The organism is Candidatus Binatia bacterium (assembly GCA_036504975.1).
Lineage (GTDB): Bacteria > Desulfobacterota > Binatia > UBA9968 > UBA9968 > JAJPJQ01.
Map to the genome: position 1 here is coordinate 15,536 of DASXUF010000194.1, position 26,117 is coordinate 41,652.

General features: G+C 57.9%; 24 protein-coding genes and 1 tRNA gene. 13 read left to right on the forward strand and 12 right to left on the reverse strand.

The annotated features are described in order from the left end of the window. From pilO to VGL70_23775, 4 genes are read right to left on the reverse strand one after another with little or no spacing between them, the layout of a single operon-like run. Positions 1-627 carry a type 4a pilus biogenesis protein PilO gene (gene pilO / locus VGL70_23760; protein ID HEY3306549.1) on the reverse strand — a complete coding sequence of 209 codons (627 nt, stop codon included), beginning with the start codon at positions 625-627 and terminating at the stop codon, positions 1-3. Further along, the gene (locus VGL70_23765; protein HEY3306550.1) at positions 624-1,232 is read right to left on the reverse strand and encodes a PilN domain-containing protein; all 609 of its coding nucleotides are present in this window, start codon (positions 1,230-1,232) and stop codon (positions 624-626) included. The genes pilO and VGL70_23765 overlap by 4 nt, the downstream gene beginning before the upstream one ends. Further along, positions 1,229-2,317 (reverse strand): type IV pilus assembly protein PilM, encoded by a 1,089-nt coding sequence (gene pilM, locus VGL70_23770; protein ID HEY3306551.1) that lies wholly within the window; start codon positions 2,315-2,317, stop codon positions 1,229-1,231. Before pilM ends, VGL70_23765 begins: the two co-directional genes overlap by 4 nt. Positions 2,318-2,325: 8 nt before the next feature. Further along, on the reverse strand, positions 2,326-2,526 hold the full coding sequence (locus tag VGL70_23775) for a helix-turn-helix transcriptional regulator (GenBank protein ID HEY3306552.1): 201 nt from the start codon (positions 2,524-2,526) through the stop codon (positions 2,326-2,328). Between the two features lie 383 nt (positions 2,527-2,909). Here VGL70_23775 and priA point away from each other — a divergent pair, with 383 nt between their 5' ends. From priA to VGL70_23810, 7 genes are all read left to right on the forward strand, one after another. Further along, on the forward strand, positions 2,910-5,180 hold the full coding sequence (gene priA / locus VGL70_23780; protein ID HEY3306553.1) for a primosomal protein N': 2,271 nt from the start codon (positions 2,910-2,912) through the stop codon (positions 5,178-5,180). Positions 5,181-5,192: 12 nt separating this feature from the next. Next, positions 5,193-5,732 (forward strand): peptide deformylase, encoded by a 540-nt coding sequence (def, locus tag VGL70_23785; GenBank protein HEY3306554.1) that lies wholly within the window; start codon positions 5,193-5,195, stop codon positions 5,730-5,732. Positions 5,733-5,777: 45 nt separating this feature from the next. Continuing rightward, complete coding sequence (fmt, locus tag VGL70_23790) at positions 5,778-6,704, forward strand: methionyl-tRNA formyltransferase (protein HEY3306555.1); 927 nt, start codon at positions 5,778-5,780, stop codon at positions 6,702-6,704. Further along, positions 6,670-8,061, forward strand: a complete 1,392-nt coding sequence (rsmB, locus tag VGL70_23795; GenBank protein HEY3306556.1) for a 16S rRNA (cytosine(967)-C(5))-methyltransferase RsmB — start codon at positions 6,670-6,672, stop codon at positions 8,059-8,061. The genes fmt and rsmB overlap by 35 nt, the downstream gene beginning before the upstream one ends. A gap of 1 nt (position 8,062) precedes the next feature. Continuing rightward, on the forward strand, positions 8,063-8,713 hold the full coding sequence (rpe, locus tag VGL70_23800; protein HEY3306557.1) for a ribulose-phosphate 3-epimerase: 651 nt from the start codon (positions 8,063-8,065) through the stop codon (positions 8,711-8,713). A 74-nt stretch (positions 8,714-8,787) separates the two neighbouring features. Further along, the gene (locus tag VGL70_23805; GenBank protein HEY3306558.1) at positions 8,788-9,159 is read left to right on the forward strand and encodes a four helix bundle protein; all 372 of its coding nucleotides are present in this window, start codon (positions 8,788-8,790) and stop codon (positions 9,157-9,159) included. A 107-nt stretch (positions 9,160-9,266) separates the two neighbouring features. Next, positions 9,267-9,343 (forward strand) — tRNA-Pro (locus VGL70_23810). Between the two features lie 10 nt (positions 9,344-9,353). Here the strand turns inward: VGL70_23810 and VGL70_23815 are convergent. From VGL70_23815 to clpS, 4 genes are read right to left on the reverse strand one after another with little or no spacing between them, the layout of a single operon-like run. Beyond that, the gene (locus tag VGL70_23815; GenBank protein ID HEY3306559.1) at positions 9,354-10,235 is read right to left on the reverse strand and encodes an oxaloacetate decarboxylase; all 882 of its coding nucleotides are present in this window, start codon (positions 10,233-10,235) and stop codon (positions 9,354-9,356) included. Next, positions 10,232-11,518 (reverse strand): M48 family metallopeptidase, encoded by a 1,287-nt coding sequence (locus tag VGL70_23820; GenBank protein ID HEY3306560.1) that lies wholly within the window; start codon positions 11,516-11,518, stop codon positions 10,232-10,234. The genes VGL70_23815 and VGL70_23820 overlap by 4 nt, the downstream gene beginning before the upstream one ends. Positions 11,519-11,529: 11 nt before the next feature. Beyond that, positions 11,530-13,809, reverse strand: coding sequence for an ATP-dependent Clp protease ATP-binding subunit ClpA (gene clpA / locus VGL70_23825; protein ID HEY3306561.1), 2,280 nt, complete (start codon positions 13,807-13,809; stop codon positions 11,530-11,532). Then, positions 13,809-14,123, reverse strand: coding sequence for an ATP-dependent Clp protease adapter ClpS (gene clpS / locus VGL70_23830; GenBank protein ID HEY3306562.1), 315 nt, complete (start codon positions 14,121-14,123; stop codon positions 13,809-13,811). Before clpS ends, clpA begins: the two co-directional genes overlap by 1 nt. Before the next feature lie 167 nt (positions 14,124-14,290). On the opposite strand from clpS, the gene VGL70_23835 reads away from it, so the two are divergent. The 3 genes from VGL70_23835 to VGL70_23845 all read left to right on the forward strand — a co-directional run bounded on the left by VGL70_23835 (position 14,291) and on the right by VGL70_23845 (position 18,089). Beyond that, positions 14,291-15,151: a CBS domain-containing protein gene (locus VGL70_23835; GenBank protein ID HEY3306563.1), complete on the forward strand. Its 861-nt coding sequence runs from the start codon at positions 14,291-14,293 to the stop codon at positions 15,149-15,151. Between the two features lie 83 nt (positions 15,152-15,234). Further along, positions 15,235-17,088 (forward strand): 2-oxoacid:acceptor oxidoreductase subunit alpha, encoded by a 1,854-nt coding sequence (locus VGL70_23840; protein ID HEY3306564.1) that lies wholly within the window; start codon positions 15,235-15,237, stop codon positions 17,086-17,088. Continuing rightward, positions 17,061-18,089, forward strand: coding sequence for a 2-oxoacid:ferredoxin oxidoreductase subunit beta (locus VGL70_23845; protein ID HEY3306565.1), 1,029 nt, complete (start codon positions 17,061-17,063; stop codon positions 18,087-18,089). The genes VGL70_23840 and VGL70_23845 overlap by 28 nt, the downstream gene beginning before the upstream one ends. A 191-nt stretch (positions 18,090-18,280) precedes the next feature. Here the strand turns inward: VGL70_23845 and VGL70_23850 are convergent, their stop codons facing one another. Further along, positions 18,281-18,931 (reverse strand): isochorismatase family cysteine hydrolase, encoded by a 651-nt coding sequence (locus VGL70_23850; protein ID HEY3306566.1) that lies wholly within the window; start codon positions 18,929-18,931, stop codon positions 18,281-18,283. 41 nt (positions 18,932-18,972) lie between these two features. Further along, on the reverse strand, positions 18,973-19,962 hold the full coding sequence (locus VGL70_23855; protein ID HEY3306567.1) for a molybdopterin-binding protein: 990 nt from the start codon (positions 19,960-19,962) through the stop codon (positions 18,973-18,975). Positions 19,963-20,062: 100 nt separating this feature from the next. On the opposite strand from VGL70_23855, the gene chrA (VGL70_23860) reads away from it, so the two are divergent. The 3 genes from chrA (VGL70_23860) (at position 20,063) to VGL70_23870 (ending at position 23,921) form a co-directional block, all read left to right on the forward strand. Continuing rightward, positions 20,063-21,232, forward strand: a complete 1,170-nt coding sequence (chrA, locus tag VGL70_23860; protein ID HEY3306568.1) for a chromate efflux transporter — start codon at positions 20,063-20,065, stop codon at positions 21,230-21,232. Positions 21,233-21,274: 42 nt separating this feature from the next. Further along, a complete protein-coding gene (chrA, locus tag VGL70_23865; GenBank protein ID HEY3306569.1) occupies positions 21,275-22,435 on the forward strand; it encodes a chromate efflux transporter in 1,161 nt (386 codons plus the stop codon). Positions 22,436-22,613: 178 nt separating this feature from the next. Continuing rightward, entirely contained in the window at positions 22,614-23,921 is a 1,308-nt protein-coding gene (locus tag VGL70_23870) for a hemolysin family protein (protein ID HEY3306570.1), read from the forward strand. 158 nt (positions 23,922-24,079) lie between these two features. Here the strand turns inward: VGL70_23870 and VGL70_23875 are convergent, their stop codons facing one another. Then, on the reverse strand, positions 24,080-25,297 hold the full coding sequence (locus VGL70_23875) for an MFS transporter (GenBank protein ID HEY3306571.1): 1,218 nt from the start codon (positions 25,295-25,297) through the stop codon (positions 24,080-24,082). A 45-nt stretch (positions 25,298-25,342) separates the two neighbouring features. Next, complete coding sequence (locus VGL70_23880) at positions 25,343-26,089, reverse strand: SDR family oxidoreductase (GenBank protein ID HEY3306572.1); 747 nt, start codon at positions 26,087-26,089, stop codon at positions 25,343-25,345. Positions 26,090-26,117 lie beyond the last annotated feature (28 nt).

Below are 26,117 nucleotides of genomic sequence, written 5' to 3' on the forward strand. Positions count from 1 at the left end.
TCACTTCTTCGCCGCCTTTTCTTTTGCTGCCTTCTCCGCCGCTATTTTCGCCCGCTCCGCTTCGTCTAAAAAGCGGAACGTTGTCACGAGCGTTGCGGTATCGATGGTGACCTGTTCCTGGTTCACCTTGGGATTTTTCATCTCGATATTGTTGATATTGACCAGACGATTCAGCCTGCCCACCTCGTCGAAGAAGCCGACCACGCTATGAAATTCCCCTCTGACGACGACGTCCACCGGGATCTCGGCGTAAAAATCCTGGGGATTTTCCGCCCGGGGGCGGAAAAGCAATATATCCAAACCGGATTCCCGCGCCTTGCTGGAAATGTTCGCCAAAAGATCGGGGATCTCCTTTTGGTCCGGAAGCTGGGCGATGGCCTCGTTGAGCATGCCGTTCAGAAGCACGATTTGCTGCTTGAGCTGGGGCAAATTCGCCACCAGAGCCTTTTTTCGGTCGCGCTCCGTCCTGGCCAGCTCGACGCTTTGCTTGAGATCCGAGATTTGAAAAGAAAAACGCGTATAGAGAAAGAAGTAATCGAAGAACAGCAAAAGAATAATCACGCCGGCCAAAATGCCGAGCTTCTGTTGCCGCGGCAATTCTAAAATACGGTTCAAAAATTCGTTCATGGCTTTTTTACCTTGCCAGGAGGACTCGCGGCGCCGGCGTCCTTAGCCGGCTCCGCGACGGACGGCTGGTAGACCAGGCGCGACCGCACGGAAAATTTTTTCAGCAAAAGCTTGTCCTGCTCGCTCTGGCTGGTCTCCACCAACTCCACATTCTTGAAATAGTCGGAGCTGGAAAGCGCTTTGAGAAAATCGGCCACCGTTTGGTTGTCCACGGCTATGCCGTTCATCGACAAGTTGCCCGAAGTTTCCTTGAATTCCGTGAGCCAGAGCCGGGGCGGAGTCGCCCCGGAGAGGCTCTCCATGACGCGCACGGGGCCGACCTTCTTTTTTCGAAGGTCTTCGATGACTTTGACTTTCTGTTTCAGATCGCCGACTTTTTTTTGCAGTTCCGTGACCTCTCTCGCTTCGGCCTCCATCGCGGCAATTTCCTGGCGCGCGCTTGCGAGTTCTCGACTCAAGGCGGTCGTGCGGTATAATTGATACAGGAGCACGATGAGGATCAGCCCCAGAGTAGCCCCTAATGCAAGAGCGGCGATCGTGAGGTCTTGGCGTCTGCCGATCTCGGCCTTGATCTCGCGAGCCGATAGCAGGTTGATGCGGATCATTTATCTCCCGGTCTCCTGATTGAAAGTCCGGCGCCGACGGCCAAAGCGGGGGCCGCATTGGCCAGGTAGTCTCGATCGATATTCCTGGCTAAGTTGAAGCCGCGGAACGGCTCCGACAACTCGACTTCAACCCCCAGTCGTTCCCCCAGAGTCCGCGCCAGTCCCGGGACCCGAGCGCTTCCTCCGCTGAGAAAAACCTTGTGAATTCCTTCCTCGTCGGCAACCGCGCGGTAAAGGCTCAACGTCCGGCTTATCTCGGCCACCAGGTAATCCGCCGTAGGCTTCAACAAGGTCTCGACGTCGGCGCTCTTTTTTCCTTCAGGCTGGCCGGTCACCTTGAGCGTCTCGGCCTGATCGTAGGAGAGCTGAAGCGAATGGACGAGCGCTTCAGTAAACGCCTCGCCTCCGACCGGGAGGTCTCCGGTGAACGCCGACACCCCGTGCTTCAATACGTTGATGCTCGTATAACGCGCGCCCACATGGATCAGGCCGACGACGCCGTTGGATTCCGGCTCGTAGTTGATCTCGTACATATTTTCCATCGCAAAGTAGTCGACGTCGACGATGGTCGGGGTGAGCCCGGCCTCCTTGATGACCTGCGTGTAGCTATTGATGATCTCCTTCTTCACCGCTACTAGAAGCACGTCGATCTTGTTGCCGACCTCGAGAAAATCCAATACCTGGTAATCGAGGTTGACGTTTTCGAGCGTATCCGGAATGACCTGGCTGGCCTGAAACTCGACGTTGGCTTCGAGTTCTTCTTCAGGTTGGGAGGGAAGCTGAATCTTTTTAATGATGGCGACTCTCCCGGGCACCGCTGAAATAACTTGTGTCGCCTTGACGCCATGGTTCTGTATCAAGCTCTGAATTGTCCGCACCACGACGTCCCGATCCGCGACCATGTTGTTCTGTATGGCCGTCGCGGGGAGCGGCACAATGCCGACGTTGATCACCCGGTAGCCGTTTTTTTCCACGGCCGCTTCGACCATCTTGATGGAGCTGGAGCCGATATCGAGCGCTACGTAACCTTCGTCGCTACGAAAAGGATTCAGCGCCGCCAAGTCGAGATTTTTCCAGAGTGCCATTTTCTAGGTTATTGCGTGAAGACTCGGTTTTTCTGCGAGATCTTAAGCCCAAGGGCCAGGACAATTTTGCGTTTGGTCGCCAACCGACATTTAAGGCCCCTCTCGATCCGGTCCAGGGTCAGCGGTGAAATGCCGGCCAAACGCGCCAGTTCTGCCCTGCTCAACATCTTAGCCTCGCGAATTTTCCTGACCTTGTTTTTTGCTTCCATCCGCACCCGTTATTTTTTGGCTTCCTAAGCGGCAGTTATTGTGAACCAGTTCATAGGACCTTGTCAACCGAATAAAACATAATTATGTATAATTACGTAGGTGCCTGTTTTTGTCCCGTTGGTTCGTTTGGCGTTCCTTGGAGCAATAAATATGCTCAGCAAGCAATAAGTGTGCACACCATGCGACGGTAAAATATCTCAGCGATTCTGTTTATCTTGAGGGGGAATTTGCCTATCCGAAGACGAAAAATGGCCAACTCGAAGTGAAATTGAACGTTATTGTCATTATGAGGGGGTAGACTCGACATTGGGATAACCAGACTGCACAGGACTAGAACTGCACTAGATTGCTTTTGCAGATTTGAGTAGATAATAGACCTGCCATGCCTCGGCGCGAGGGCGGGTTTGCCCAAGTCATCGTCCCCTCCCCGCTAAGAGAACCGCTCACCTACGAAGTACCGCCCCATCTACGAGGCAAGCTGAAAATCGGCATGAGAGTTATCGTTCCGCTGGGAAGGCGGAGCGTCACCGGGGTCGTGGTGGGTTTTTCATCCGAAGCTCACCTGAAGCAAGTCAAAGAAGTCGCGGACGTTTTGGACGAACAGCCGGTTTTCGACGACGCCTTGCTCCGGATGGCCCAATGGCTCGCCCAATATTATCTAAGCTCGATCGGGGAGGTCGTCGCAACCATCCTACCGTCGGGTTTGAGACGCGAAAGCCATAGGACCATTAAAGTCATGCGGGGAGAATTTCCGGCAACCGGAGCTCTACAGCATAAAATTCTCGCAGCATTGCGCGCGCGGAAGGGAACCGTCACGGTCAAAGATTTGGCGCGAAGATTTCCCGGCGGAAGTTTCTACGGCGCGCTGGAGGCGTTGGCAAAGATCGGCGCGATCAAAATCCATGAAGCACAGTTTCGACCGGCAAAAGACAAGATTCTCAATCCAGTGCCTGAGGGGCCGGTGAGTGTGCCGAGTTTCCGGAATTTTTCTCTCACATCGGAGCAGGAGAAAGCGCTTCAGGCAATCGCTGAAAGACTCAACCGGGGAGGATTCGAATCGTTTCTGCTTTACGGTGTAACTGGCAGCGGCAAAACGGAGATCTATCTTCGCACCATGGAGCTGGCGCGAAAAGCCAATAAGCGCAGCCTCATCCTCGTTCCGGAGATTTCTTTGACCCCTCAATTGCTCGACCGCTTGGATGAGCGATTTCCCGGTCGCGTTGGCGTGCTCCATAGCCGCCTTGCGGGGAGGGATCGCTGGGGGCAATGGCGGCGCATTTTAGCCGGCGCTGTCGATATCGTGGTCGGCGCCCGTTCCGCGATCTTCGCGCCGGTGCCCGACCTTGGGCTCATCGTCGTCGATGAAGAGCACGATCCCTCCTATAAGCAGGAAGAAGGACTGCGCTACAACGCAAGAGACCTCGCGGTCGTGCGCGCCAAACTGCTCGGCTGTCCCGTCGTCTTGGGGTCAGCGACCCCGGCGATCGAGAGTTTCGAAAACTGCCGCGCCGGCCGCTATCGGCGTGTGGAGCTGACCGAGCGCGTCGAGCGGAGGTCCCTGCCCGAAGTTGCAACCGTCGATCTGAGAGACGCGCAGTGGAATACCGCGGTCGCGGAAAGTTCGGCCGACCATCGACCGCTGCACAAACGGGTACTTTCGCCGCTCTTAAAACAGGCGTTGGAAGAGAATCTCGCGCGCGGCCGGCAAAGCCTGATTTTTCTTAACCGGCGGGGTTTTGCCAATTTTCTCCAGTGCCGCCTGTGCGGCTTTGTGCTGCGGTGCTCCCAGTGCAGCGTTGCCATGACGTTTCATCAGCGACAGAAAAGCGTTCTTTGTCATCATTGCGGCTCGCGCAAGCCTGCCGGTGATGTTTGTCCGGGTTGCGGCCAGGTTTCTCTTGTCCCGATCGGCTCCGGCACCGAACAGTTGGAGCAGGAGCTTCGCCTGCTGCTGCCCGGCGCCAGAATCGCGCGCATGGACCGGGATACGACCGGAAATAGAGGCGCCCAGGAACGCTTGATCCGCCAGTGGGAAAAAGGCGAGATCGACGTTCTGGTCGGAACGCAGATGATCACAAAAGGTCACGACGTTTCGGGCGTCACTCTGGTGGGCGCCGTTCTCGCTGATCTTTCTTTAAATCTCCCGGACTTCAGAGCCGCGGAGCGGACTTTCCAGCTTCTCAGTCAGGTGGCGGGGCGAGCGGGAAGAGGAGACGACCCCGGCCGGGTGATCATTCAGACCTACACGCCGGAACATTATGTGTTTCAACACGTCCGGAGCCACGATTACAAAAGTTTTTTCGCCGCCGAGGTGGAATTTCGCCGCGCCTTGAACTATCCGCCGTTCAGCCGTCTCGTGAATCTTCGTCTTGAAGGACCGGGGGCCGAGGAGATCGAAAACAAGGCCAAGGGTTTGGCCGATTGGCTCCGCGCCGAGTGCCGGCGACAGCCGACCACCTACAGCGGTATCGAGGTGCTCGGCCCGGCGCCCGCGCCGATCGCGAAACTGCGCGGCCGCTATCGCTGGCAAATTCTCCTCAAGGGGAGAAAGAGCCCGCCGCTTCTGGAGCTCGCCGGCCGCGCGAAATTGACAGTGCCGCGCTCGAACCGCGCGCGTCTTCACATTGATGTAGATCCGTACAATATGCTATGAAAATAGTCGATCATGGCGATTCTAAAGATCCTCAAATACCCTGATCCGATTCTAAAAAAGGCCGCGGCGCCGGTGGAATCCGTCACCGTGGAAACGAGCCGCCTGATCGAAGATATGGTCGAAACCATGTACCGAGCGCCGGGCGTCGGCCTGGCGGCGCCACAGGTCGGCGTGTCGCGGCGGATCATCGTTCTCGACCCCGATCATGAAAATCCTGGCAAGAACCTTCTCAAACTGATCAACCCGGAGATCCTTCACGCCGAAGGCGAAGTGATGTGGGAAGAGGGCTGTCTCAGCGTGGTTGACTTCACGGTCGAGATCAAAAGGGCGGCGAATGTCAGGGTCGTGGCCTTGAACGAGAAGGAGAAAGAAGTTTCGATCGACGCGGAAGGGCTGCTCGCGGTCGCGCTCCAGCACGAGATCGACCACCTGAACGGCAAGCTCATCATCGACTACGTCAGCCGCTTGAAAAGAGATCTCTATTCGCGCCGGCTGAAAAAGATGTCGCGCGGCGGCAAGCCTCAGCCGGAAAATGCGCGGCTGATGATATAGGCTTCCAAGGTTCTCGATCTACAACTCAACCTCCTCCCCGGTCCGATGCGCATCGTCTTCATGGGAACTCCCGAGGTCGCGGCCTTTTCCCTCGAGCGCCTGTTACAGGGACCCGACCCGGTGATCGGCGTCGTCACGCAGCCCGATCGCCCGTCCGGACGCGGTCAGAAGACGGTCCCTACGCCGGTCCGAAAAGTGGCCGAGGGCCACGATATTCCGGTTCTCGCGCCGGAGAAAATCCGCGATCCGTCTTTTCTCGATGTTCTAAAAAAATGGGCGCCCGATCTCATCGTGGTGGTCGCCTACGGACGCATTCTCCCGCGCCATATCCTTGAGCTTGCGCCGCACGGTTGTCTCAACGTGCACTACTCGCTTTTGCCCAAGTATCGCGGCGCCGCGCCGGTCGCATGGGCGATCATCAACGGAGAAAAACAAAGCGGCGTGACGACCATGCGTTTGGTCGAGAAGATGGATACCGGGCCGATTTTTCTTCAGCGCGCGATCCCGCTTGCGGAAGACGAAACCAGGGTTTCGCTTCAGGGGAAGCTCGCGCCGCTGGGCGCCGAGCTGCTGGTGGAAACTATCGCCGGACTCAAAACCGGAAAGATGACGCCCAAAGACCAGAACGAATCGGAAGTAAGCTACGCGCCAATACTCAAAAAGGAAGACGGTCTCGTCGACTGGAAGTTGACGGCGGCGGCGATCGAGCGGCGCGTTCGTGGGCTCGCCCCCTGGCCGTCCGCCTTCACCTATCTCGCGGGCAACTTGCTCAAGATCCATCGCGCCCGGGTCGTCGAGACGGCAACCGAAGCGGCGCCGGGTGAAGTCGTGACGGCGGACAAAGAAGGTTTATGGATAGCCACCGGCAACGGCGTGTTAAGCCTGGAACAAGTCCAGTTGGAAAATAAAAAGCGGATGACCGCCGGAGAGTTTCTCAATGGGGCCCGAGTTGAAAAAGGCACGCGCCTCTGAGCCGACCGGAGTCAAAAGTTGCCGGGCGCTGGCTGTTGAAGCCCTTCTGAAAATTGAGACCCGAAAGGCTTACGCGGACATTCTTCTCGATCACACGCTAAAATCACATTCTCTTTCTGCCCAGAACCGAGCTCTCCTCACGCAGCTTGTCTACGGCGCACTGCGCTGGCGCGGAAAGCTGGATTGGCTCCTCGGCAAAATTGTTCATCGGCCGCTCGCCGACATGGACGGTTATCTCAGAAATATCCTGCGTCTGACGGTTTACCAGATTTTATTTCTGGATAAGGTGCCGTCCTATGCGGCCGTGCACGAAGGAGTGGAGCTTGCCAAGCGCTACGGCGGCGCGAGCGCCGGGGGATTGGTGAACGCGGTCGCGCGCCGATTGCTGCGGGAAAAAGAACGTTTGACCACGCTGGATTCCGACGCGGATCTTGTCGCGCGGCTATCCGTTTCTTGGTCGCATCCCGAGTGGCTGGTGCGAAAGTGGCTTGCTTATTTCGGCGCGGCGGAGACGGAAGCGCTTTTGCGCGCCAACAACGAAGAGTCGCCGGTTATCCTGCGCGCCAATCGGCTCAAGATAGACAGGCAGTCCCTGATAGAAAGGCTTCAAGCAGCAGGATTCGACGTGACGCCTGCGCCACGATCGCCGCAATCAACTCACTTGCGAAACGCTTCTTCGATCGACCAAGTCCCCGGTTTTAAGGAAGGCCTGTTTCTGGTTCAGGGCGAGGCCTCGCAGTTGGTCGGCCTCCTTCTCGACCCGAAGCCGGGCGAGAGAATTTTGGATGCTTGCGCCGCGCCGGGCGGGAAGACAACCCATCTGGCTGAGTTGATGGAGGACCGTGGGGAGGTCGTAGCTACCGATATCTCAGTCAGAGGAATCGAAAAGCTAAGACAAAATATCCGGCGCTTGGATCTTAAATCGGTGCGGCCCGTCCAGGCAGACGTAAGTCTGGAGTTGACCGGGGAGCTGGCTTTGCCCTACGATCGGATCCTGGCGGATCTTCCTTGCAGCGGCCTGGGAACGCTTCGGTCCCATCCCGAAGCGAAGTGGCATCGAGAGGAAAAAGATATCGAGCGTCTCAGCAGGTTGCAGAAAAAAATTCTCGCACGGCTTTCCTGCTATTTAAAACCCGGCGGATTCCTGGTCTACTCGACCTGCACGCTCATACGCGAGGAAAACGAGGCAGTCGTGGAGGGTTTCCTCCAGCGGCACAGGGAATTCACGTTAGAGAACGCTGCGGAATTTTTGCCCGAGAGCGCGCGGCACATGGTGCGCGGGAACTATTTCCTCGCCTTGCCGCACAGAGACGGCACGGACGGATTTTTTGCCGCGCGAATGAGGAAGAGAGCTTAAAATGAAAATCGCTCCGTCTATTTTATCGGCCGACTTCAGCCGGCTCCGCGACGAGATCCAGGCGGTCGAGAGCGCCGGCGCCGATTGGCTCCACATGGATATTATGGACGGTCACTACGTCCCCAACATCACCATCGGTCCCGTGGTCGTGGAATCCGTCCGCAAGGTGACACGCATGCCGCTCGATGTTCATCTGATGATCACGGACCCGGATAAGTACGCCCCCGAATTCATCAAGGCCGGAGCCGCCTGGGTCTCGGTCCATCCCGATACGTGCAAGGATCCGATTAAAAGTCTCGCAAGAATACGCGAGCTGGGCGCCAAGGCCTCGATCGCCGTCAATCCCGATGTGCCTTTGGAAAAGGTGGAATCCTACTTCGGCTACGTCGACATGGTTCTCATGATGACCGTCTTCCCCGGCTTTGCCGGCCAGGCGTTTATCGAAGATGTTCTGCCTAAGATCGAACGAGTCAGAAAGATAGTAGCCGAAAGAAAGCTCCCGATTCTCATCGAGGCCGACGGCGGCATCAAAGCCGATAATATCGGCCGTGTCGTCAAGGCAGGGGCCGAGGTGATCGTATCCGGCTCGGGGATCTTCAAGACCCCGGACTACGCTGCCACCATCCGCAAAATGCGGGAAAGCGTTCGTTGAGTTGATTGAGTTTTTTGGGTTCATTGATTTCATCGGGTTTGTTGAGTTGGTGAAGCGACCGGGTTCGCAAATTAATGAAGGTTCAGAGATTTGAGGATCTAGAGGTATGGAAGGAAGCGAGAGGTTTGGTGTCCATGGTGTATGCGGCAGCAAAGGAAAACGGTACGTTTGGAAAGGACTACCGATTCAAGGATCAAATCAACGCTGCTGCGGTCTCAGTAATGAGCAACATCGCAGAAGGATTTTCCCGGCGGACCAACAAGGAGTTCGTGCAATTTCTTTTTATCGCTAAGGGCTCCTGTGCCGAGGTGCAGAGCTTGCTCTACGCGGGGCTTGACCAGAGGTACCTGAGTCAGGAAAAATTCGACTCCCTCTACCGGCAAACTGATCTGATTGCCCGAATGCTTAGCCGTCTGATTACCTATCTCCGCACCAGAACCCAATAACCCGACAAACTCAATAAAACCCAAAGAACTCAAAAAACCCAACCAACTCAATAAACATAACTTTCCGGTTTGCAAAGCACGGTTTGGGGTTGTAGAGATAGTGATGTCGGGGCGTGGCTCAGCTTGGTAGAGCGCACGGTTCGGGACCGTGAAGTCGCTGGTTCAAATCCAGTCGCCCCGACCATTTTTAAATCTCACTTTTTCTTGTCAATACCTTTCAGATAACGCTCTTCCAGCTTCTCCCACTCTCCCAGCCCAACCAGCCGGTCCCTCTCTTTGAACGTCGTAAGCCGGTCGTCGATAGTCGCCGTCGAGCCGTCGCGCCTTAGGACGCTCAAAGCCTCCTTAATCGCGTAAATCGCCGCCCGTTGGGTGTCGGAGGGAAAGATCGCGATGCGGTAGCCCATTTGTTCCAGGCGCGAACCGGGGAGAAGCGGCGTTTTGCCGCCTTTGAACATGTTCACCATAAGCGGCACGTCGCGAACCGACTTGGCAATGGCCTCAAGCTCGGCCTCGGATTCGGCGGCTTCGATGAAGACGGCATCGGCCCCGAGTCGCGCAAAGGCGTTGCCGCGTTGAATCGCGTCGTCGAGACCGTGAATCGCCCGGGAATCGGTGCGGGCGATGATCGTAAAGTCTTTATCGGTGCGGGCTTCGAGCGCTGCCGTGAGCTTATTTTCCATTTCAGCAAGAGGAATAACTTCTTTTCCTTCCAGGTGGCCGCAGCGTTTGGGCGTGACCTGATCTTCGATGTGTATCGCCGCTACGCCGGCGCGCTCGAACTCACGCACCGTCCGTACGACATTGAGCGCGTTGCCGTAGCCGGTATCGGCATCGGCGATGACGGGAATTTTTACCGCGCTGACGACTTGTTGCGCTCGTTCGATCACCTCCGACATCGTCATGAGTCCCAGGTCCGGCACGCCGGTGCTGCGCGCGACAGAGCCACCACTCAAATAGACCGCTTCAAACCCGGCTTCTTCCACCAGGCGCGCGGATAGCCCGTCGAACGCTCCCGGTGTCAGCAGCAACCGTTTTCGGGCGAGCAGTTCGCGTAGTTTCTTTCGGAGGTTCATTTGCTTTCCCCTTGCTTCGATATCCTCCGGAGCGCATCGATTCGCTCCGCCGGCGATGGATGGGAATAATGATAAGCCGAATACCACGGATGTGGCGTAAGGTTAGAAAGATTTTTAATTGTGAGCTTGATCAACGACTCTTCCATCGGTTCTGGATCTTTCAGCACTTCTACGGAGAAGCGGTCGGCCTCGTATTCATGCTTCCGCGAAAGATAGTTCAGCAATGGATGGAGATAGAACGTGGCGGGGCCGGAAAGCAAGCTCGCCAGCACCAGAGCTACGTGATGAGAGGCTTTTTCGAATCCAAAGGCAGTGAATAGAGGCTCGTAGTCGATCAGGAAGCTCAAAACATACAGGCCGGCCAAAAGAAAAACCGATTGCAGCACGAGCATCCTGCGAATGTGCTTCATCTTGTAATGGCCGATCTCGTGCGCCAATACCGCCACGGCTTGATCCACCGTCATCTGCTCGACCAGCGTGTCGAAAAGCACGATGCGCTTGGATTTGCCCAAGCCGGTAAAATAGGCATTGGAATGGGCCGAGCGGCGCGACCCGTCCATGGTAAAAATACCGCTTGTCTTAAAACCCAACTGATTCGCCAACGCCAGTATCCGCCGTCGCAGCTCGCCTTCCGGCAAAGGCTCGAATTTGTTGAACAGCGGCGCGATCAAGCTCGGATAGAGCACGACCATCAAAAGCTGAAATCCGATCACAAAGAGAAAAACCCAGAACCACCAGTAGGCGCCCGCGGCATCCATCAGCCGGAGGATAACGAAGAGAAACGGAATACCGATCAGAAGCGTGAGCACGAGCCCTTTAATTTTGTCGAGAACGTAAAGACGGGGCGTCGTCTTGTTAAAGCCAAAGCGCTCTTCGAGGACGAAGGTCGAGTAGATATCGACGGGAAGGCTCAGGATAGAAACGATCAGGCCGACACTCAGGCAAAAAATAATTCCCGTCGCATAAGTCGCCGCGGGAAAATGCGCTCCGAGATTTTGCGCGAAGCGGTCGAGGGCGGGAAGGACGCCGCCGAAGAGGATCCAAAGCGTCACCAGCGCACCGTAGATCGCCGCCCAGCGCTGGAAGCGCCCTTTGGTTACGGTGTATTCCACCGACTTTTCATAATCCTCGCGGCTCATGACGCCGGCAAAGAAGTCGGGGATTTTACCCTCGGCCGATCGCCTCCTGACGTAGGCGAGGTTCTGTTCGTTGAGAATAAATTCGACGAAAAATTCAAGGAAGAAGAGGACGAGAACCAGGCCGATGATGAACTGGGGGGTCAATTGGCCCCGGCTTACTGCTCCGCGGTAACGGGTTCAGCGGGAGCCGGTTGGTCGATATAGTTGAAGGTGAGACGATCGTCGCTCTCGTCGACCTCGACTTTGCCGCCGCTTTGCAACTTGCCGAAGAGGATCTCGTCGGCCAGCGGCCGCTTGACCTCGTTCTGAATCAAGCGCGCCATCGGCCGTGCGCCGAAGATCGGATCGTATCCTCGCCGGGCCAGCCATTCGCGCGCGCGCCGCGTGAGCGACAGTGAGACTTTTTTCTCCAGGAGCTGTTGGTTCAGCTCGCCCACGAATTTGTCCACCACGCAGAGAATCACTTCGGGGTTAAGCGCGTTGAACGCGATGACCGCGTCGAGGCGGTTCCGAAACTCGGGGCTGAACATCTTCTCGATCGCCTCTTTGCCTTTGCCGATGTTGGTGACCGCGCCGAACCCGAGCGGCGCTCCGCTCATCTCGCGCGCCCCGGCATTGGTCGTCATGATCAGGATAATATTGCGGAAGTCCGCCTTCCTGCCGTTATTGTCCGTGAGCGTCGCGTGGTCCATGACCTGGAGGAGAATGTTGAAGAGATCGGGATGCGCTTTTTCGATCTCGTCGAGCAGCAGCACGGCATAGGGATTCCGGTTTACGCCGTCGGTCAGGAGTCCTCCCTGGTCGAACCCTACATAACCCGGTGGTGCGCCGATCAGCCGCGAGACCGTATGCTTCTCCATGTACTCGCTCATGTCGAAGCGCATAAATTCGACGCCGAGAATCCGCGCGAGCTGCTTCGCCACCTCGGTTTTGCCGACGCCGGTCGGCCCGGAGAAAAGAAAGCAGCCGATCGGCTTTTCCGGCTGGCCGAGGCCGGAGCGCGACAGCTTGATGACGCTGGCGAGGCTCTCGATCGCCTGGTCCTGACCGAAAACGACCGCTTTCAATTCTTGTTCGATGTTCTGGATCTGCAACCGGTCCGAAGACGATACGCTGCGCGGCGGGATCTTGGCGATCTTGGCGACGATCTGTTCTATATCCTTGGTGCCGACGACCTTCTTGCGTTTCTCTTCCGGCATCAACTTGACCGCCGCGCCGACCTCGTCGATCACGTCGATCGCCTTGTCGGGGAGCCGCCGGTCGTTCAGATGCTTGGCGGAAAGATCGACCGCGGCGCGCAGCGCCCCGGCGCTGTAGCGGACGCCGTGGTGCTTCTCGTAATGCGGCTTTAGCCCGAGCAGTATTTTGTAGCTCTCTTCCAGGCTCGGTTCGGAGATTTCGATCTTCTGAAAGCGGCGCGCCAGCGCCCGGTCGCGCTCGAAATAGCTCTTGTAGTCGTGGTAGGTCGTCGAGCCGATGCAGCGAAGCGCGCCGGAAGCGAGCGCCGGCTTTAAAATATTCGACGCGTCGAGCGAACCGCCGCTGGTCGCCCCGGCGCCGACGACCGTATGAATTTCGTCGATGAAGAGAATCGAGTTGGGCTGTTTTTTGAGCGCGTTCAACACGCCTTTCAGACGGGCCTCGAAGTCGCCGCGGAATTTCGTCCCGGCCAAAAGCGCGCCCATGTCGAGGGCGTAAATCACCGCGTCCTTCAGAACGTTGGGAACTTCCGCCTGGTGAATCTTCAGCGCCAGGCCTTCGGCGATGGCCGTCTTGCCGACGCCCGGATCGCCGACGTAAATGGGGTTATTCTTCCGCCGCCGGCAAAGCACGTGGATCGTCCGCTCGATCTCCGTCTCGCGCCCGATCAGCGGGTCGATGTGTCCTTCGCGCGCCTTTTTTACCAGGTTGACGGTGAACGCTTCGAGCGGGTTTTTGACCGGCGCCGGGCGCTCGTCGTCCGGCGTCTCCATCGGACTCGCCGGCTCTTCTTCGCTGACCGGAATTTTCGAGATGCCGTGAGAGACGTAGCTCACCACGTCGAAGCGGTTGAGCCCCTGCTCTTCGAGGAGATAGACGGCGTAAGAGTCCGGCTCGCGAAAAATCGCGATCAGGAGATTGCCGCCGTTAATTTCCTTTTTTTCCGCCGACTGGGCGTGAATCACCGCCCGCTGCAGCACACGGTGAAAGCCGATGGTCTCCTGCGGCTCGTGGTCGAGCCCGTGGTGGACGGATTCGAGGTGAGTGGTAAAAAAATCTTCCAGGCCTTTTTTGAGGCGCGCCGGATCGCCGCCGCAATGAACGATGGCCGAGCTGGCGTCTTTGTCCTGCAAGAGCGCGAAGAGCAGGTGCTCGACACAGACAAATTCATGCCGCCGCCGCTTAGCCTCCGAAAAGGCCAAGCTCAGGGTGGTTTTAAGCTCCTTGGTGAACATCACGCCTCTTCCATCGTGCACTTCAAGGGATATTCATTCTGCCGCGCTAAACTCTCGACCAGAGCCACCTTGGTCTCGGCGACCTCGTAGGTATAGACGCCCGCGACGCCGATCCCCTTGCGATGGACGTGGAGCATGATCTGAACGGCTTCGGTTTGCTCCTTGTGAAAGACATATTGGAGTACCTGGACGACAAATTCTTTGGTGGTGTAATCGTCGTTGTGCAGCAGGACCTTGTAGAGCGGAGGTTTTTTGAGCTTCTTCTCGGTCTCGGTGACAACCTCATGATCGAATTCTACTTCCCGGCGGCTCATGTGTCGCCTTCCTCGCGAAACCTGAATGTAAGCTAACACGCTTCTAAAGACCGTGCAATCTTGCAACCCATCCTCTTGCAGCACCCGTTGAAAAAAGAGATATTTGAAGCAGCTTCCTTTGTTCCGCTCACGCGAAGTCGAAGAACTAATCACTGGAGGTTCCTCCTATGCTGTCCAACAAAGTTCACGAGCTCATGACGCGCGACCCGATCACCGTCTCCGTGTCAAGCACGATCTTCGAGGTCATGGAGCTGATGGCGGCAAAAAATATCGGACGCGCGATCATCACGGAAAACCAAGCCACGGTCGGCATATTTACGGAGAAAGACGTCCTCAAGCGCGTGATGAGCTCCCGGCTCGACCCCAAATCCACCCCGATCAAAAAGGTTATGACGAGCCCGGTCCGTTCCGTTCCGGAAGACACGCACATCATCGAGGCGCTGGCGAAAATGTACCGCTCGAAGTTTCGCCATCTTCTCGTGCGCGAGAAAAAAGGGAAGATCGTCGGCATCATCTCGATGCGGCGCATTCTTGAGTTCGCCGTCGAATTGGGACAGCGCCTGGCGGAAAGCCAGACCGTCGGCAATATCATGTCGAAGGACCTCGTCACGATCGAGGCTGCGCAGTCGATTCAAGACGCGATCGATCTCATGATCAAGAAGGACAAGGGCTGTGTCGCCGTCATGAGCCAAGGGAAGCTCGCGGGGATCGTTACCGAACGCGACGTATTGAAGCGCGTCGCCGTCAAAGGACTCGACACAAAAAACACGCCCGTTCAGAAGGTCATGACGACCAATTTGGTGACCCTGCCTGAGACGGCCCTGATCGGACAAGTTCTGGAAGAGATGCACAAGCGGCGGTTTCGTCATATGGTGATCTTGGGGGCGGGAAATCAACTCGTCGGGATTGTTTCGATGCGCGACGTCCTCAAGTATGCGAAGGCTCTCGACGTGGATGAAAACGTGCGCAGCACATGGAAGGAAATCGAGGAGTTTTGGGAGTCCGATGAGCATTATACCCCGGGGTAATGGGTCCCTTTTTGTTGTCTTTACGGGCGATCCCTGGTAAGTTAATAAAATTAGGGAGGGGGAGGTAACTCAGCGGTTCAATTATGGAAACATCAACCATCAACGATCTCAGCATATCCATTGCGACCGAAAACGGGACCGGCAGCGCGTCGGCCAATAACATCGTGTTCAAGGCGATTTTCAAGATGGGAATCCCCTGCTCTTCGAAGAACATGTTCCCGTCGAACATTCAGGGCTTGCCGACCTGGTATCAGATTCGGGCCTCCGCCGACGGCTACATGGCCCGCAAGGACGTGATCGACGTCGTGGTCATGTTCAACGACGCGACCGCCGCGAAGGACATTTATCGCGTCCGGGACGGCGGCATCATTATTTACGACGACTCCACACCGCTTTCCCCTACTCTCAAGAGGGACGGCGTCCAGTATTTTGGCGTCCCGGCCAACAAGCTCATCCAAAAAATCGTGCCCGCCTCGCCGCTCCGCGTCAAGCAGCGAAACATGGTTTACGTCGGCGCCCTGGCCGCGCTTTTCGGCATTGACATGGAGACGATCAAAGCTGTCCTGCAAGACACCTTCGGCAAAAAACCGGCGGTTATCGAGTCGAACCTCGTCTGCATCGAGGCCGGATTCAACCACGTAAAAGAAAAAGGCTACACGCAGAACATCGGCCGGCTGGAACCCATCCCCAACGGCAACAAGGGCAAGATCATCACCGAGGGGAACACTTCCTGCGCCTTGGGCGCCATCTACGGCGGCGCATCGGTCATCTGCTGGTATCCTATCACTCCCTCAAGCTCGCTGGCCGAAGCCATCGAGTACTACATGCCGCGCCTCAGGAAGACCGACGGCAAGGCAGCTTACGCGATCGTTCAAGCGGAAGACGAAATCGCCGCCGCCGGCATGGTCGTCGGCGCGGGATGGATGGGGGCGCGCTCCATGACCTCCACTTCCGGGCCGGGGCTTTCGCTCATGAACGAGACGATCGGACTGGCCTACTTTGCCGAGATCCCCTGTGTCTACTTCATCATCCAGCGCGGCGGACCCTCGACCGGGCTACCGACGCGGACGCAGCAGGCCGACATCCAGCTTATGTACTACGCCTCGCACGGCGATACCCGCCACATCATTTTGATTCCTCACGACATGAAATCCTGCTTCGATCTCTCGCGCCGAAGCTTTGACTACGCCGAGCGCTTTCAGACGCCGGTCTTCGTCATGATGGACCTCGACCTCGGCATGAACCTCTGGTCTTCGGAGCCGCTGAAGCTCGAGAAAGAACCTTTCGACCGGGGCAAGCTTCTTACGGCGGAGCAGCTCGAACAATGGGAGAAGCAAGGGAAAAAATTCCGCCGTTACTTCGACCAGGACGGCGACGGGATTCCCTATCGGACGATTCCCGGAAATCCGAATCGAAAAGCTTCTTACTTCACCCGCGGCTCGGGCCACGATTCCGACGCGCGCTACTCCGAAGACGAAAAAGACTACAAAGAGACTCTCGACCGGCTGAGAAAAAAGTTCGAGACCTCCCGCAAGTACGTTCCCAAGCCGATCGTCGAAATGCAGGAAGGCGTCAAGACCGGGGTCATCTGCTTCGGCTCGAGTTACGAGGCCGTGCGCGAAGCGCGGGACCGCTTGAAGGCTTCGGGACTTAAGACCGATCACCTGTTGTTGCGGGCTTTGCCTTTGACGGAAGAAACCAGAAAATTCGTCGCCGCTCACGACGTGATTTATCTCGTCGAGCAAAACCGCGACGCGCAGATGGCTTCGATCTTCAAAGACGAGTGGCCGGACCTCGGCGCAAAGATCGTCAGCGTTCTCATCTACGACGGCCTCCCCGTAACGACTTTGGAAGTCGTGCGCCAGATCCGGCAGCATCACGGCGGCGAGCTAAAAAAAGAGGAAGAGAAATGGCAGGAGAAAAAGCTAATCGCCTAAGCTTAACCGAGAAGGACTACGAGGGCGCGCCCTCGACGATGTGCCGGGGCTGCGGACACGACGCGATCTCGGCATCGGTCATGCGGGCGTTTTTCGAGAGCAGCGTCGATCCGCGGAGAGTCGTCAAGCTCTCCGGCATCGGCTGCTCGTCGAAAACCCCTGCTTATTTTCTCAGCCAATCTTTCGGCTTCAACGCCGTACACGGACGCATGTCCGCAGTGGCGACCGGCGTCAATCTCGCCAACCACGCGCTGATTCCGATCGGCGTATCGGGCGACGGCGACACGGCGGCTATCGGACTCGGCAACTTCTGCCACATGATGCGGCGCAATGTGAACATTACCTATATCGTGGAAAACAACGGCGTCTACGGTCTTACCAAAGGCCAGTTTTCAGCCACGGCGGACAAAGGCAGCGTGATGAAGGGGGGCAAGGTCAACGACATTCCCGCGCTCGACATCTGCGAGCTGGCTATTATCCTCGGTGCGACCTACGTCGCGCGGAGTTTTTCCGGTGATCGCAAGCAGTTATCGCCGCTGATTCAGGGAGCGCTGGCGCACAAAGGCAGCGCCATTCTCGACGTGATCAGCCCGTGCGTGACGTTCAACAACCACGAAGGCTCGACCAAGAGCCTCAAGTACGTGAAGGAGCATTTAGACCCGATCCACGACATCGACTTCATCCCACCTTATCAGAATATCGAAGTGGATTATAAAGAAGGGACGGAACATCCGGTTACGCTGCACGACGGCTCGCGCATCGTTCTCCACAAGCTCGGAAAGGACTACGACCCGACCAGCAGGATGCAGGCGCTCCAAATGATCCACGCGTCGGTGGCCGAAGGAAAATTCTTGACCGGGCTTATCTACTACGATCCCAACCGGCTGGATTTTGCCACGGAGCTGAATCTCGGCGACACGCCGCTCGCCGAGCTGGAGGAGAGCGTGCTGCAGCCGCCGGCGGAATTGCTCGACCGCATCAACGCCGACTTCATGAAGTAATCCTTGGCGCCGATAACGGGCGCCTGCTACGTTGCCGCTTCAGCCTGGCATTTTTCTTATCCCCGCTCCCCAACCCTCTCCCTGTGGGAGAGGGAAGGGTGAGGGAAATATGCTCCGGCGCGAGGCTTCGCGGCGCCTTGCATCCGCCACGTTCTTGGCGCCAAGGTTTCTAGTCGTTTGATGCCGGAAGGTTAAGAAACCGCCGCTTTCTTCTGTCCCAGTCCCCGCCAGGTTTGAATGATCTCGTCCGACGTCGCCACGAGGCCAAAGTGGCGGCGCATATTCTCCAGCGTCGATTCGTGCATTTTAAGATCGTACGCCGCCGAGCAATCGCCCACCATCGTTACGTAATAATCGTACATGTAGGCGTCCCGCGTCGTGGTCTCGACGCAGACGTTGGTCGCCACGCCCGTAGTTAACACACTCTCGATGCCCTTTGCCTTAAGAACGGTGTTGAGGTCGGTGTTGATAAACGCGCTATAGCGATGCTTGATGACCACCCTCTCGGATGGCAGCGGTGAAATGCCCTCGTAGAACTCGGCGCCCCACGTTCCCTCTCGGCAGGTATTTAAAACTTTTTGCTGCGACTTGCGATAAATCCAGCTCGGCGTGTCGGTCCACTCGCCGTGCGTCGTTTTGATATAGACGACCGTCAGGCCGACGCGCCGCGCCTCGTCGATGAGACGGATGAGCCTCGGCACCATCACTACCGACGCGCTCACGTCCTCGCCGCGCTGGGCCGCGCTGCCCTTCGGGCTCACGAAGTCATTCTGCACGTCGACGACGAGAAGCGCCGACCAGCGCGGATCCCATCTTTCCGTTGGAGTTTTAAGCACCAGCATGAGTTCCTCCTTAAAGTTAAGCTTTCAGCCTGATTGCTGTTTTAGTGTTCGTGCTTTCTTTGCAATCCGCCGTGACCCATCGCGACGATATCCGCGCGTGTAATTGTTTCGCCTGCGAGCAGGCGCGGCAGGAGCACGTCGAAAGCCGTGATCGGATCGTGCATCACGCAGCCGGAGAGTCCCAGGATCGGAATTTCTTTTAAGTACGCCATGAGGAACATCGAGCCGGGAAGTACGGGAAAGCCATGGCATTCGACCTGAGCGCCGCTACGCCGGATGCCTTCGGGTGTGAGATCGTCCGGATCGACCGACATGCCGCCGCTAACCAAAATAAGGTCGGCGCCTGCCGCCTCTGCCTCTTTGATGTTCCGGGCGATCACGTCCGGATCGTCGGGCGCGAGCTTGGCGCTTTCCAACTCGGTCCCCATATCCGCCAGCTTCCGCCGCACCACCGGCTCAAAGCCGTCTTTGATCCTGCCGGTATACACCTCGCTGCCCGTGACGATTAAATGAACCCGTCGCGGCGGAATCAGGACGATCATCACGATCGGTTTTCCTTTGCAGATCGCCTCGGCCCGCTTGACCAATTCTTCTTTCACGACGACGGGAATCGTCCGCGTGCCGCCTATCACCTCGCCCTTCTTCACGTGCCTGTCGGTCGTGAGCGTAGCGAGCATCAAATCTCCTAAAGCGTTGAACCGGGTGAGACGCGCCGCGTCGATCTTTAACAGTCCGGGGGACTCGGCGATAAGGCTGACCTTGCCTTCCACCGGCTCGGTCAAACGGATATTCGGCCCCGCCGCCGCCTTGGCCAACCTTTTCGCGGCGTCCTCTTCGTGAAGCTCGTCCTGGTCCAACTCCATGACGTAGATGTGCGCCTTGCCGACGTCGAGTAGCTTGGACACGTCTTCGGGCCGGATCACGTGGCCGCGGCGAAACGCCGGTCCTTTGTGCTTCCCCGGAACGATCTCTGTGATATCATGAGCCAACGGCAGGCCGACCGCTTCTTCTACGGGTATCACCTTAAGCATAAATCTCTCGAACGAGCACGGTTCTTTATATATCGCTCTCCCATTTAATTTTCCAACGTGGGTTGTCTTTCGCCGGCACGAATATGATAGAAGCAGGCTCATGCCGCTCTGGAAGCTGGTCCGTTATTTTCTCTACCTCGGCACTTTCGGTTTCGGCGGGCCGGTCGCGCTGGTCGGCTTCATGCACAGGAACCTGGTCGAGCAACGACGTTGGATCACCGACGATACCTACAAGCTGTCCCTCGCGCTCGCTCAGATCATGCCGGGACCGTTAGCGGCACAAGTCGCAATCGCAATTGGATATTTCGAGGCCGGCGTGCTGGGCGCAACGCTCGCCGGTCTGGCTTTCGTGCTGCCTTCGTTTTTGATGGTGGTCGCCATCTCGTTGGCCTACGTCGCGTACGGCGGGCTGTGGTGGATGCAGGCGCTTTTCTACGCGATCGGCGCCACGGTCATCGCCATCATCGCCATCGCCGCTTACAAGCTCGCCCGCAGCACCAACAAGCGCGATCCGCTGCTCTGGGGCATCTTCGTCGCGCTCACGGCGGTGACCGTGTGGACTCAGGCCGAGCTGGCGGAATTCTTTATTCTTTCGGGGTTGCTGGTTCTGCTCACCCACGCGTGGCCGGGTTGGCGGCGCGGTCTTCTCATGGCGCTCGGAGGCGGAGCGCTCGGTTTCGCCGTTTGGCTGATGGAGGCCTGGCTGCGCCAGGCCGGGACGGCGGCCGATTCCGCGGATGTGCTGGCTCAGATTCTGTTTTTTTTTACCAAGGCCGGCGCTTTTGTATTCGGCAGCGGGTTGGCGATCATTCCGTTTTTGCACCAGGGAGTGGTGCAGCAATTCGGCTGGCTCACCGAGCACCAATTCCTGGACGCCGTGGCCGTGGCGATGATTACCCCCGGACCCGTGGTTATCACCGTCGCTTTCATCGGCTTTCTCGTCGCCGGCCAGGCCGGCGCCATCATGGCGGCGATCGGCATTTTCCTGCCGGTCTATTTTTTTACGATTCTCCCAGCGCCCTGGTTCAAGCGCCACCGGGACAATCCTCAGCTTAAGGCCTTTGTTGACGGCGCGACGGCGGCCGCGACCGGCGCGATCACGGGCGCAGTGATCGTGTTGGGCGCGCGGGCAATCATTGATCTGCCTACGGCGGCGATCGGAGTCGTCAGCCTCGCGGTCCTGTGGCGTTTCAAAGTGCCGGAGCCGGTGCTGGTGACCGTTTCGGGACTGGTGGGATTGATACTCTGGCCGTTGGTCCGGGCCGGGTGACCGTCGCGCGTCCATAAAAGACAACAGCAGACGGGATAAAACATGCGCGCTGCTATCGTAGAGCTTGCAACTCTGTTCCTGAAACTCGGCACGATCGCTTTCGGCGGTCCCGCCGCGCACGTCGCGCTTATGGAAGAAGAAATCGTGCGGCGGAGGCGCTGGCTCAGCCACGAACAATTTCTCGATCTTCTCGGCGCGACGAATCTCATTCCCGGACCCAACTCCACGGAAATGGCGATCCATATAGGCTGGCTGCGCGCGGGCTGGAAAGGTCTCGTCGTGGCCGGAACTTGCTTCATCCTGCCGGCGATGCTCATCGTCTGGGGCTTGGCTGCCCTCTACGTCCGGTACGGCTCCATGCCGGAAGCGACCTGGCTCCTCTACGGCATCAAGCCCGTGATTATCGCCGTCATCGTTCAGGCGCTTTGGGGATTGGGCAAGGCAGCCGTCAAAGGACCGCTGACCGCCCTCGCCGGATTTGCCGTGATCGTTTTCTTTTTCTTCGGCGCCAACGAGATCCTGCTGCTCTTCGCCGCCGGCTTTGTCGTGATGGCTTTGCAGAACCTCAGGCAGGGCTCGACCATGTGCGGATTCGCGGGACTGACGGCACCGGCCCTTTCACCGTTGTTTACATTGGCCGGCGACCCATCGGTTACCATGGCGCTCAAACCCGTCACACTGACCGCCCTGACGTTTTTTTTTCTCAAGATCGGCTCGGTTCTGTTCGGCAGCGGCTATGTACTGCTCGCTTTTCTCCGCGCCGATTTGGTCGATCGTTGGCACTGGCTCACCGACCAGCAATTGCTGGACGCGGTCGCCATCGGTCAGTTCACGCCCGGACCGGTTTTTACCACCGCGACTTTTGTCGGCTATCTGATCGCCGGTTCTCCCGGAGCGGTTCTCGCCACGATCGGCATCTTTTTGCCGGCCTTTGTCTTCGTCGCCGCCAGCAGTCCGCTGATTCCGCGCCTGCGCCGTTCGCCGTGGGCCGGGGGATTCCTGGACGGCGTGAACGCGGCGTCTTTAGGACTGATGGCTGTGGTAACGTGGCAACTCGGCCGGTCGGCTTTGATCGATGCCTTCACGCTCACCCTCGCGCTCCTGTCGGCGCTGCTGGTCTTCCGTCTCAAGATCAACTCGGCCTGGCTCGTGCTCGCCGGAGGGAGTGCGGGATTTATTTACAAGCTTCTTTCGGGAATGTAAGCGGAACCAAGAGCGTTCTTATCAATCAACTAGCCAAGCGAATGATTTTACGTTAATCTTGGTTTCCTGCCCGAAAATGTCCTTGAATCCTAATGCGCCAATAGTTTGCACGGCCGGTTTCCCTCGCGTCCGCCATCGGTCCGGTGCGGCAAGGCTTAGGAGGTTGTAGGCAGTCGATATGGGATACGAAATCGTAATTCTGGTTCTTCTTATCGTCGCATGCTTGCTTGCCATGGCTGAGGTTGCCGTAACGACCGCGCGTAAATCCCGGCTTGTGGAATGGGTCAACCGAGGCAGTAAAATGGCGCGCGTAGCTCTGGAGCTCGTCGAGGCGCCTTACCGCTACCTTCACGCCATTCGGATCGGCATCACCCTGGTTTGCGTCCTGGCCGGCGCGCTCGGCGGCAGAATCATCGCCGAGCAATTTGCCGCATACATTGGCGTCGTCCCGGTGATCGAGCCCTATAGCCAGGTGATCGCTTTCGGCGCGGCCGTGGTCGTGATCGCATTTCTTTTACTTACGCTGGGTGAAATGATCCCGAAGCGCCTTGCGGCCATCGATCCGGAAAAAGTCGCGGTGTTGGTGGCGCTGCCGCTCCGCGCGCTGGCGACGGTTTTTTGGCCGGCGGTTCGTCTGGTGAGCGTATCGACCGACGCGCTGTTCCGGCTGTTCGGCGCGGCGCCCCACCGGGAGCGTCCGGTTACGGAGGAAGAGATCAAAACGTTGGTGCAGAAAGGCACCGAGGCCGGCGTCTTCGAGGAGACCGAGCAAGACATGGTCGAAGCCGTATTCCGCCTGGGCGACAGGACGGCGCGGGCTTTGATGACGCCGAGAACCCGGGTCGCCTGGCTGGACTTGAGCGATTCACCCGAGCAGATTCTGAAGAAAATAAGCGATAGCGGCCATTCCCGTTTTCCGGTGAGCGACGGCAACCTCGACAATATCGTCGGTGTGGTCCAGGCGAAGGATCTATTGGCCCGCGCTCTCGCGGCGGAACCGATCGACTTGAAGGCGTCGGCCCAGCAGCCGGCGTTCGTGCCGCGGACCATGTCCGCGCTGCATCTGCTGGAATTTTTCAAGCGGACCGGGAACCATATCGCACTCATCGTGGACGAGCACGGCGGCATCAACGGCTTGCTGACACACCACGACATTTTGCAAGCCATCGCCGGAGAGATCGCCCTGGAGGGAAGTCCGGCGGAATCCAAGGCCGTGCAACGTCACGACGGCTCATGGCTTCTGGATGGCATGCTGTCGGTCGATGAGTTCAAAGAGATCTTTCATCTGGAGAGCCTGCCGGGAGAAAATAGAGACGCCTATCAAACCCTGGGCGGGTTTCTCTTTACCCATATGGGCCGCGTGCCGTCGGTCTCCGACCATTTCGAGTGGAACGATCTGCGCTTTGAGATTGTCGACATGGATGGGAAGCGGATCGATAAAGTGCTGGTCTCCCCCATTGGAACCAACGGACCCGCTGGCGGCTAGGGCTTGCCTGAACATTCCATCGAGAAAACTCTCCCACATACGGCTTGGCCGAGTACGGACATAGAGACTGCGCTAATGGCAATTTGTTCCTCTGGCTCGTGGTCGTCCTGACCGCCGTCGGGGGGAGGCTGTGGGCCGCGTGTGGCGGGGAGACCCGGCTAGGAACTTCTCCCGACAATCTCTTCCGGCGGCCGTACGTGGCGGAAGACTGCGAAGATCCAAACGTCGTAAATAATTTTGAGCCCGCCGGCGAGTAAAAACGGCAAGCCCAAAGACGGGATCGCGAGAATCGCGCTCGCGAACAGCGGTGCGGCGGCGGCGCCGGTGTTTCGAGCCACCGACATGATGCCCGCTGAGGCGGCCCGCTCGCCGGAATCGACGATCGCCATCGTGTAAGACTGACGGGTAGGCACATCGAGCTGCGAGAGCAGGTGGCGTGCCAGCAGCACGACGACCGCCGACTGCACGTTGGGCATCAGCGGCACCAGGAGCAGCAGGAAATTCGACGGCAGGTGAGTGAAAACCATCGTATTCAACAGCCCTATCCGCCGCGCGATCAAAGGAGCGGCCAGGAAAGAGAGGGCGGACAAAAGGTTGGTGCCGAAGAAGATGCCGCCTAAGGCCTTGATATCGGTTTTGTAACGAAGAAAGAACCAGTAGGCGACCAGGCTCTGAACGATGAAGCCCCCGGCGAAGGCGTCGAGAGCGAACAATGCCGACAGTTTGGCGACGATGGCTCGTGACTTTTTGACGCCGATTCTGCGCGCAACTTCGGTAGGTCTGGTTCTGGCTTCGATGGCCGGTGAGAGCATGGCAAACAGGAGCAACATCAGGGCTGCGGCAGCGACATAACCTCCGATCAAGAGACGATAACCCGTGAGCAAAGGCAGCGACAGGAGCGACGGCAACCCGACCGCCAGCGCGCCGAGAGCGCCGGCGAGCGAGCCCACAAGATTGTAGACAGAAAAAACGGCGGTTCGGTTCTGATCGCCGGTCGTCTGGGGAAGGATCGCCTGTTCGATCGAAAGAAACGGTCCCACCTCTTTCCCCGAGGGGCTGATGGTTCCGAAAATAGCGGCGACCGCCAGCAACAGGGGATTGTTTGTGGCAACGAACACCAGACCCGCGAGGGCCATCAACATCGCGCCGATTACGAGAAGCGTCTTGCGACCGAAGCGGTCCGCTACACCCGTCAGAACCACGGTCATGATCGCCCCGCCCGCAAGCGCGGCGGTAAAGATCCAACCGATAGCTGTCGTGCCTAGCCCAATGACATCAAGGTAAAGGCCGAGCACTACGGACAGAAAGCCATAAGCGAATGAGCGGACGGCGCAGGCGGCCAATAGGAGCCATCCGTCTTGCGAAAGCTCCAGCACACGGCCGGATCGGCTGGATGATTGATTTGGCCTGCCCAAGAGCGGCTACCCGCGGGACGCGCTGCCCATCGAGTTCATCCGCCCGCCGTCCACCGGCAGGATCGCGTTGGTAATGTAGCTCGCCTTTTCCGAAGCCAGGAACACCGCCGCTTCCCCGACATCTTCAGGTTGGCCGATGCGTCTAAGCGGAATGCTCTCGTATTCCGGTTTCCGGTTTCCCATGTCTTTTCTTCCGAGCGGCGTGCCGACGATGCCCGAGATAATGCCGTTGACCCTGATCTTATAGGGCGCGAGATCGACCGCGGCCTGGCGCGTGAGCGCGTTGATCGCGCCCTTGGAGATCGAGTAGACCGCGGTTCCCGGACTGCCTCTCTCTCCCGATGCAGCCGAGATGTTGATGATCGCGCCGCCGCCGTTTTCTTTCATCATCCGCGCGCCGTGCTGGATGCAGAGAAAGTAGCCGGTGACGTTCACCGCCATAATCCGGCTCCATTCTTCCAGCGTCGTCTCCAAAATGTCGTTCTTGGTCGAATGCGCGACCGTGTTGACGAGAAGGTCGAGGCGTCGATGATTGGTTTTGATATGAGCGAAGAGGCGTTCCACCTGCTCCGGCTGGGACAGATCCGCGGCAAAGTGGTCGCCGCCGATTTCCGTCGCGATCTTTTTTGTTTCGTCGCCGTGGCGCGAGTGGACGATCACCTTCGCCCCCTCGCGCGCGAACGCCCGCGCAATGCCCAGGCCGATGTTGTTGGTCGATCCCGTAACCAGCGCGATTTTGTCTTTCAGCAGCATGATCGTTCTCCTTCGCTTTGAAGTGAAA

Coding starts and splice junctions, on each gene's coding strand:
- VGL70_23845 (HEY3306565.1), top strand. CDS start 17,061: ATGGCAGGAGAAAAAGCTAATCGCCTAAGCTTAACCGAGAAGGACTAC.
- rpe (HEY3306557.1), top strand. CDS start 8,063: ATGAAAATCGCTCCGTCTATTTTATCGGCCGACTTCAGCCGGCTCCGC.
- VGL70_23840 (HEY3306564.1), top strand. CDS start 15,235: ATGGAAACATCAACCATCAACGATCTCAGCATATCCATTGCGACCGAA.
- clpS (HEY3306562.1), bottom strand. CDS start 14,123: ATGAGCCGCCGGGAAGTAGAATTCGATCATGAGGTTGTCACCGAGACC.
- VGL70_23880 (HEY3306572.1), bottom strand. CDS start 26,089: ATGCTGCTGAAAGACAAAATCGCGCTGGTTACGGGATCGACCAACAAC.
- VGL70_23835 (HEY3306563.1), top strand. CDS start 14,291: ATGCTGTCCAACAAAGTTCACGAGCTCATGACGCGCGACCCGATCACC.
- def (HEY3306554.1), top strand. CDS start 5,193: ATGGCGATTCTAAAGATCCTCAAATACCCTGATCCGATTCTAAAAAAG.
- pilO (HEY3306549.1), bottom strand. CDS start 627: ATGAACGAATTTTTGAACCGTATTTTAGAATTGCCGCGGCAACAGAAG.
- VGL70_23805 (HEY3306558.1), top strand. CDS start 8,788: ATGAAGGTTCAGAGATTTGAGGATCTAGAGGTATGGAAGGAAGCGAGA.
- VGL70_23850 (HEY3306566.1), bottom strand. CDS start 18,931: ATGCTGGTGCTTAAAACTCCAACGGAAAGATGGGATCCGCGCTGGTCG.
- VGL70_23765 (HEY3306550.1), bottom strand. CDS start 1,232: ATGATCCGCATCAACCTGCTATCGGCTCGCGAGATCAAGGCCGAGATC.
- clpA (HEY3306561.1), bottom strand. CDS start 13,809: ATGTTCACCAAGGAGCTTAAAACCACCCTGAGCTTGGCCTTTTCGGAG.
- VGL70_23870 (HEY3306570.1), top strand. CDS start 22,614: ATGGGATACGAAATCGTAATTCTGGTTCTTCTTATCGTCGCATGCTTG.
- priA (HEY3306553.1), top strand. CDS start 2,910: ATGCCTCGGCGCGAGGGCGGGTTTGCCCAAGTCATCGTCCCCTCCCCG.
- VGL70_23815 (HEY3306559.1), bottom strand. CDS start 10,235: ATGAACCTCCGAAAGAAACTACGCGAACTGCTCGCCCGAAAACGGTTG.
- fmt (HEY3306555.1), top strand. CDS start 5,778: ATGCGCATCGTCTTCATGGGAACTCCCGAGGTCGCGGCCTTTTCCCTC.
- pilM (HEY3306551.1), bottom strand. CDS start 2,317: ATGGCACTCTGGAAAAATCTCGACTTGGCGGCGCTGAATCCTTTTCGT.
- chrA (HEY3306569.1), top strand. CDS start 21,275: ATGCGCGCTGCTATCGTAGAGCTTGCAACTCTGTTCCTGAAACTCGGC.
- VGL70_23855 (HEY3306567.1), bottom strand. CDS start 19,962: ATGCTTAAGGTGATACCCGTAGAAGAAGCGGTCGGCCTGCCGTTGGCT.
- chrA (HEY3306568.1), top strand. CDS start 20,063: ATGCCGCTCTGGAAGCTGGTCCGTTATTTTCTCTACCTCGGCACTTTC.
- rsmB (HEY3306556.1), top strand. CDS start 6,670: ATGGGGCCCGAGTTGAAAAAGGCACGCGCCTCTGAGCCGACCGGAGTC.
- VGL70_23775 (HEY3306552.1), bottom strand. CDS start 2,526: ATGGAAGCAAAAAACAAGGTCAGGAAAATTCGCGAGGCTAAGATGTTG.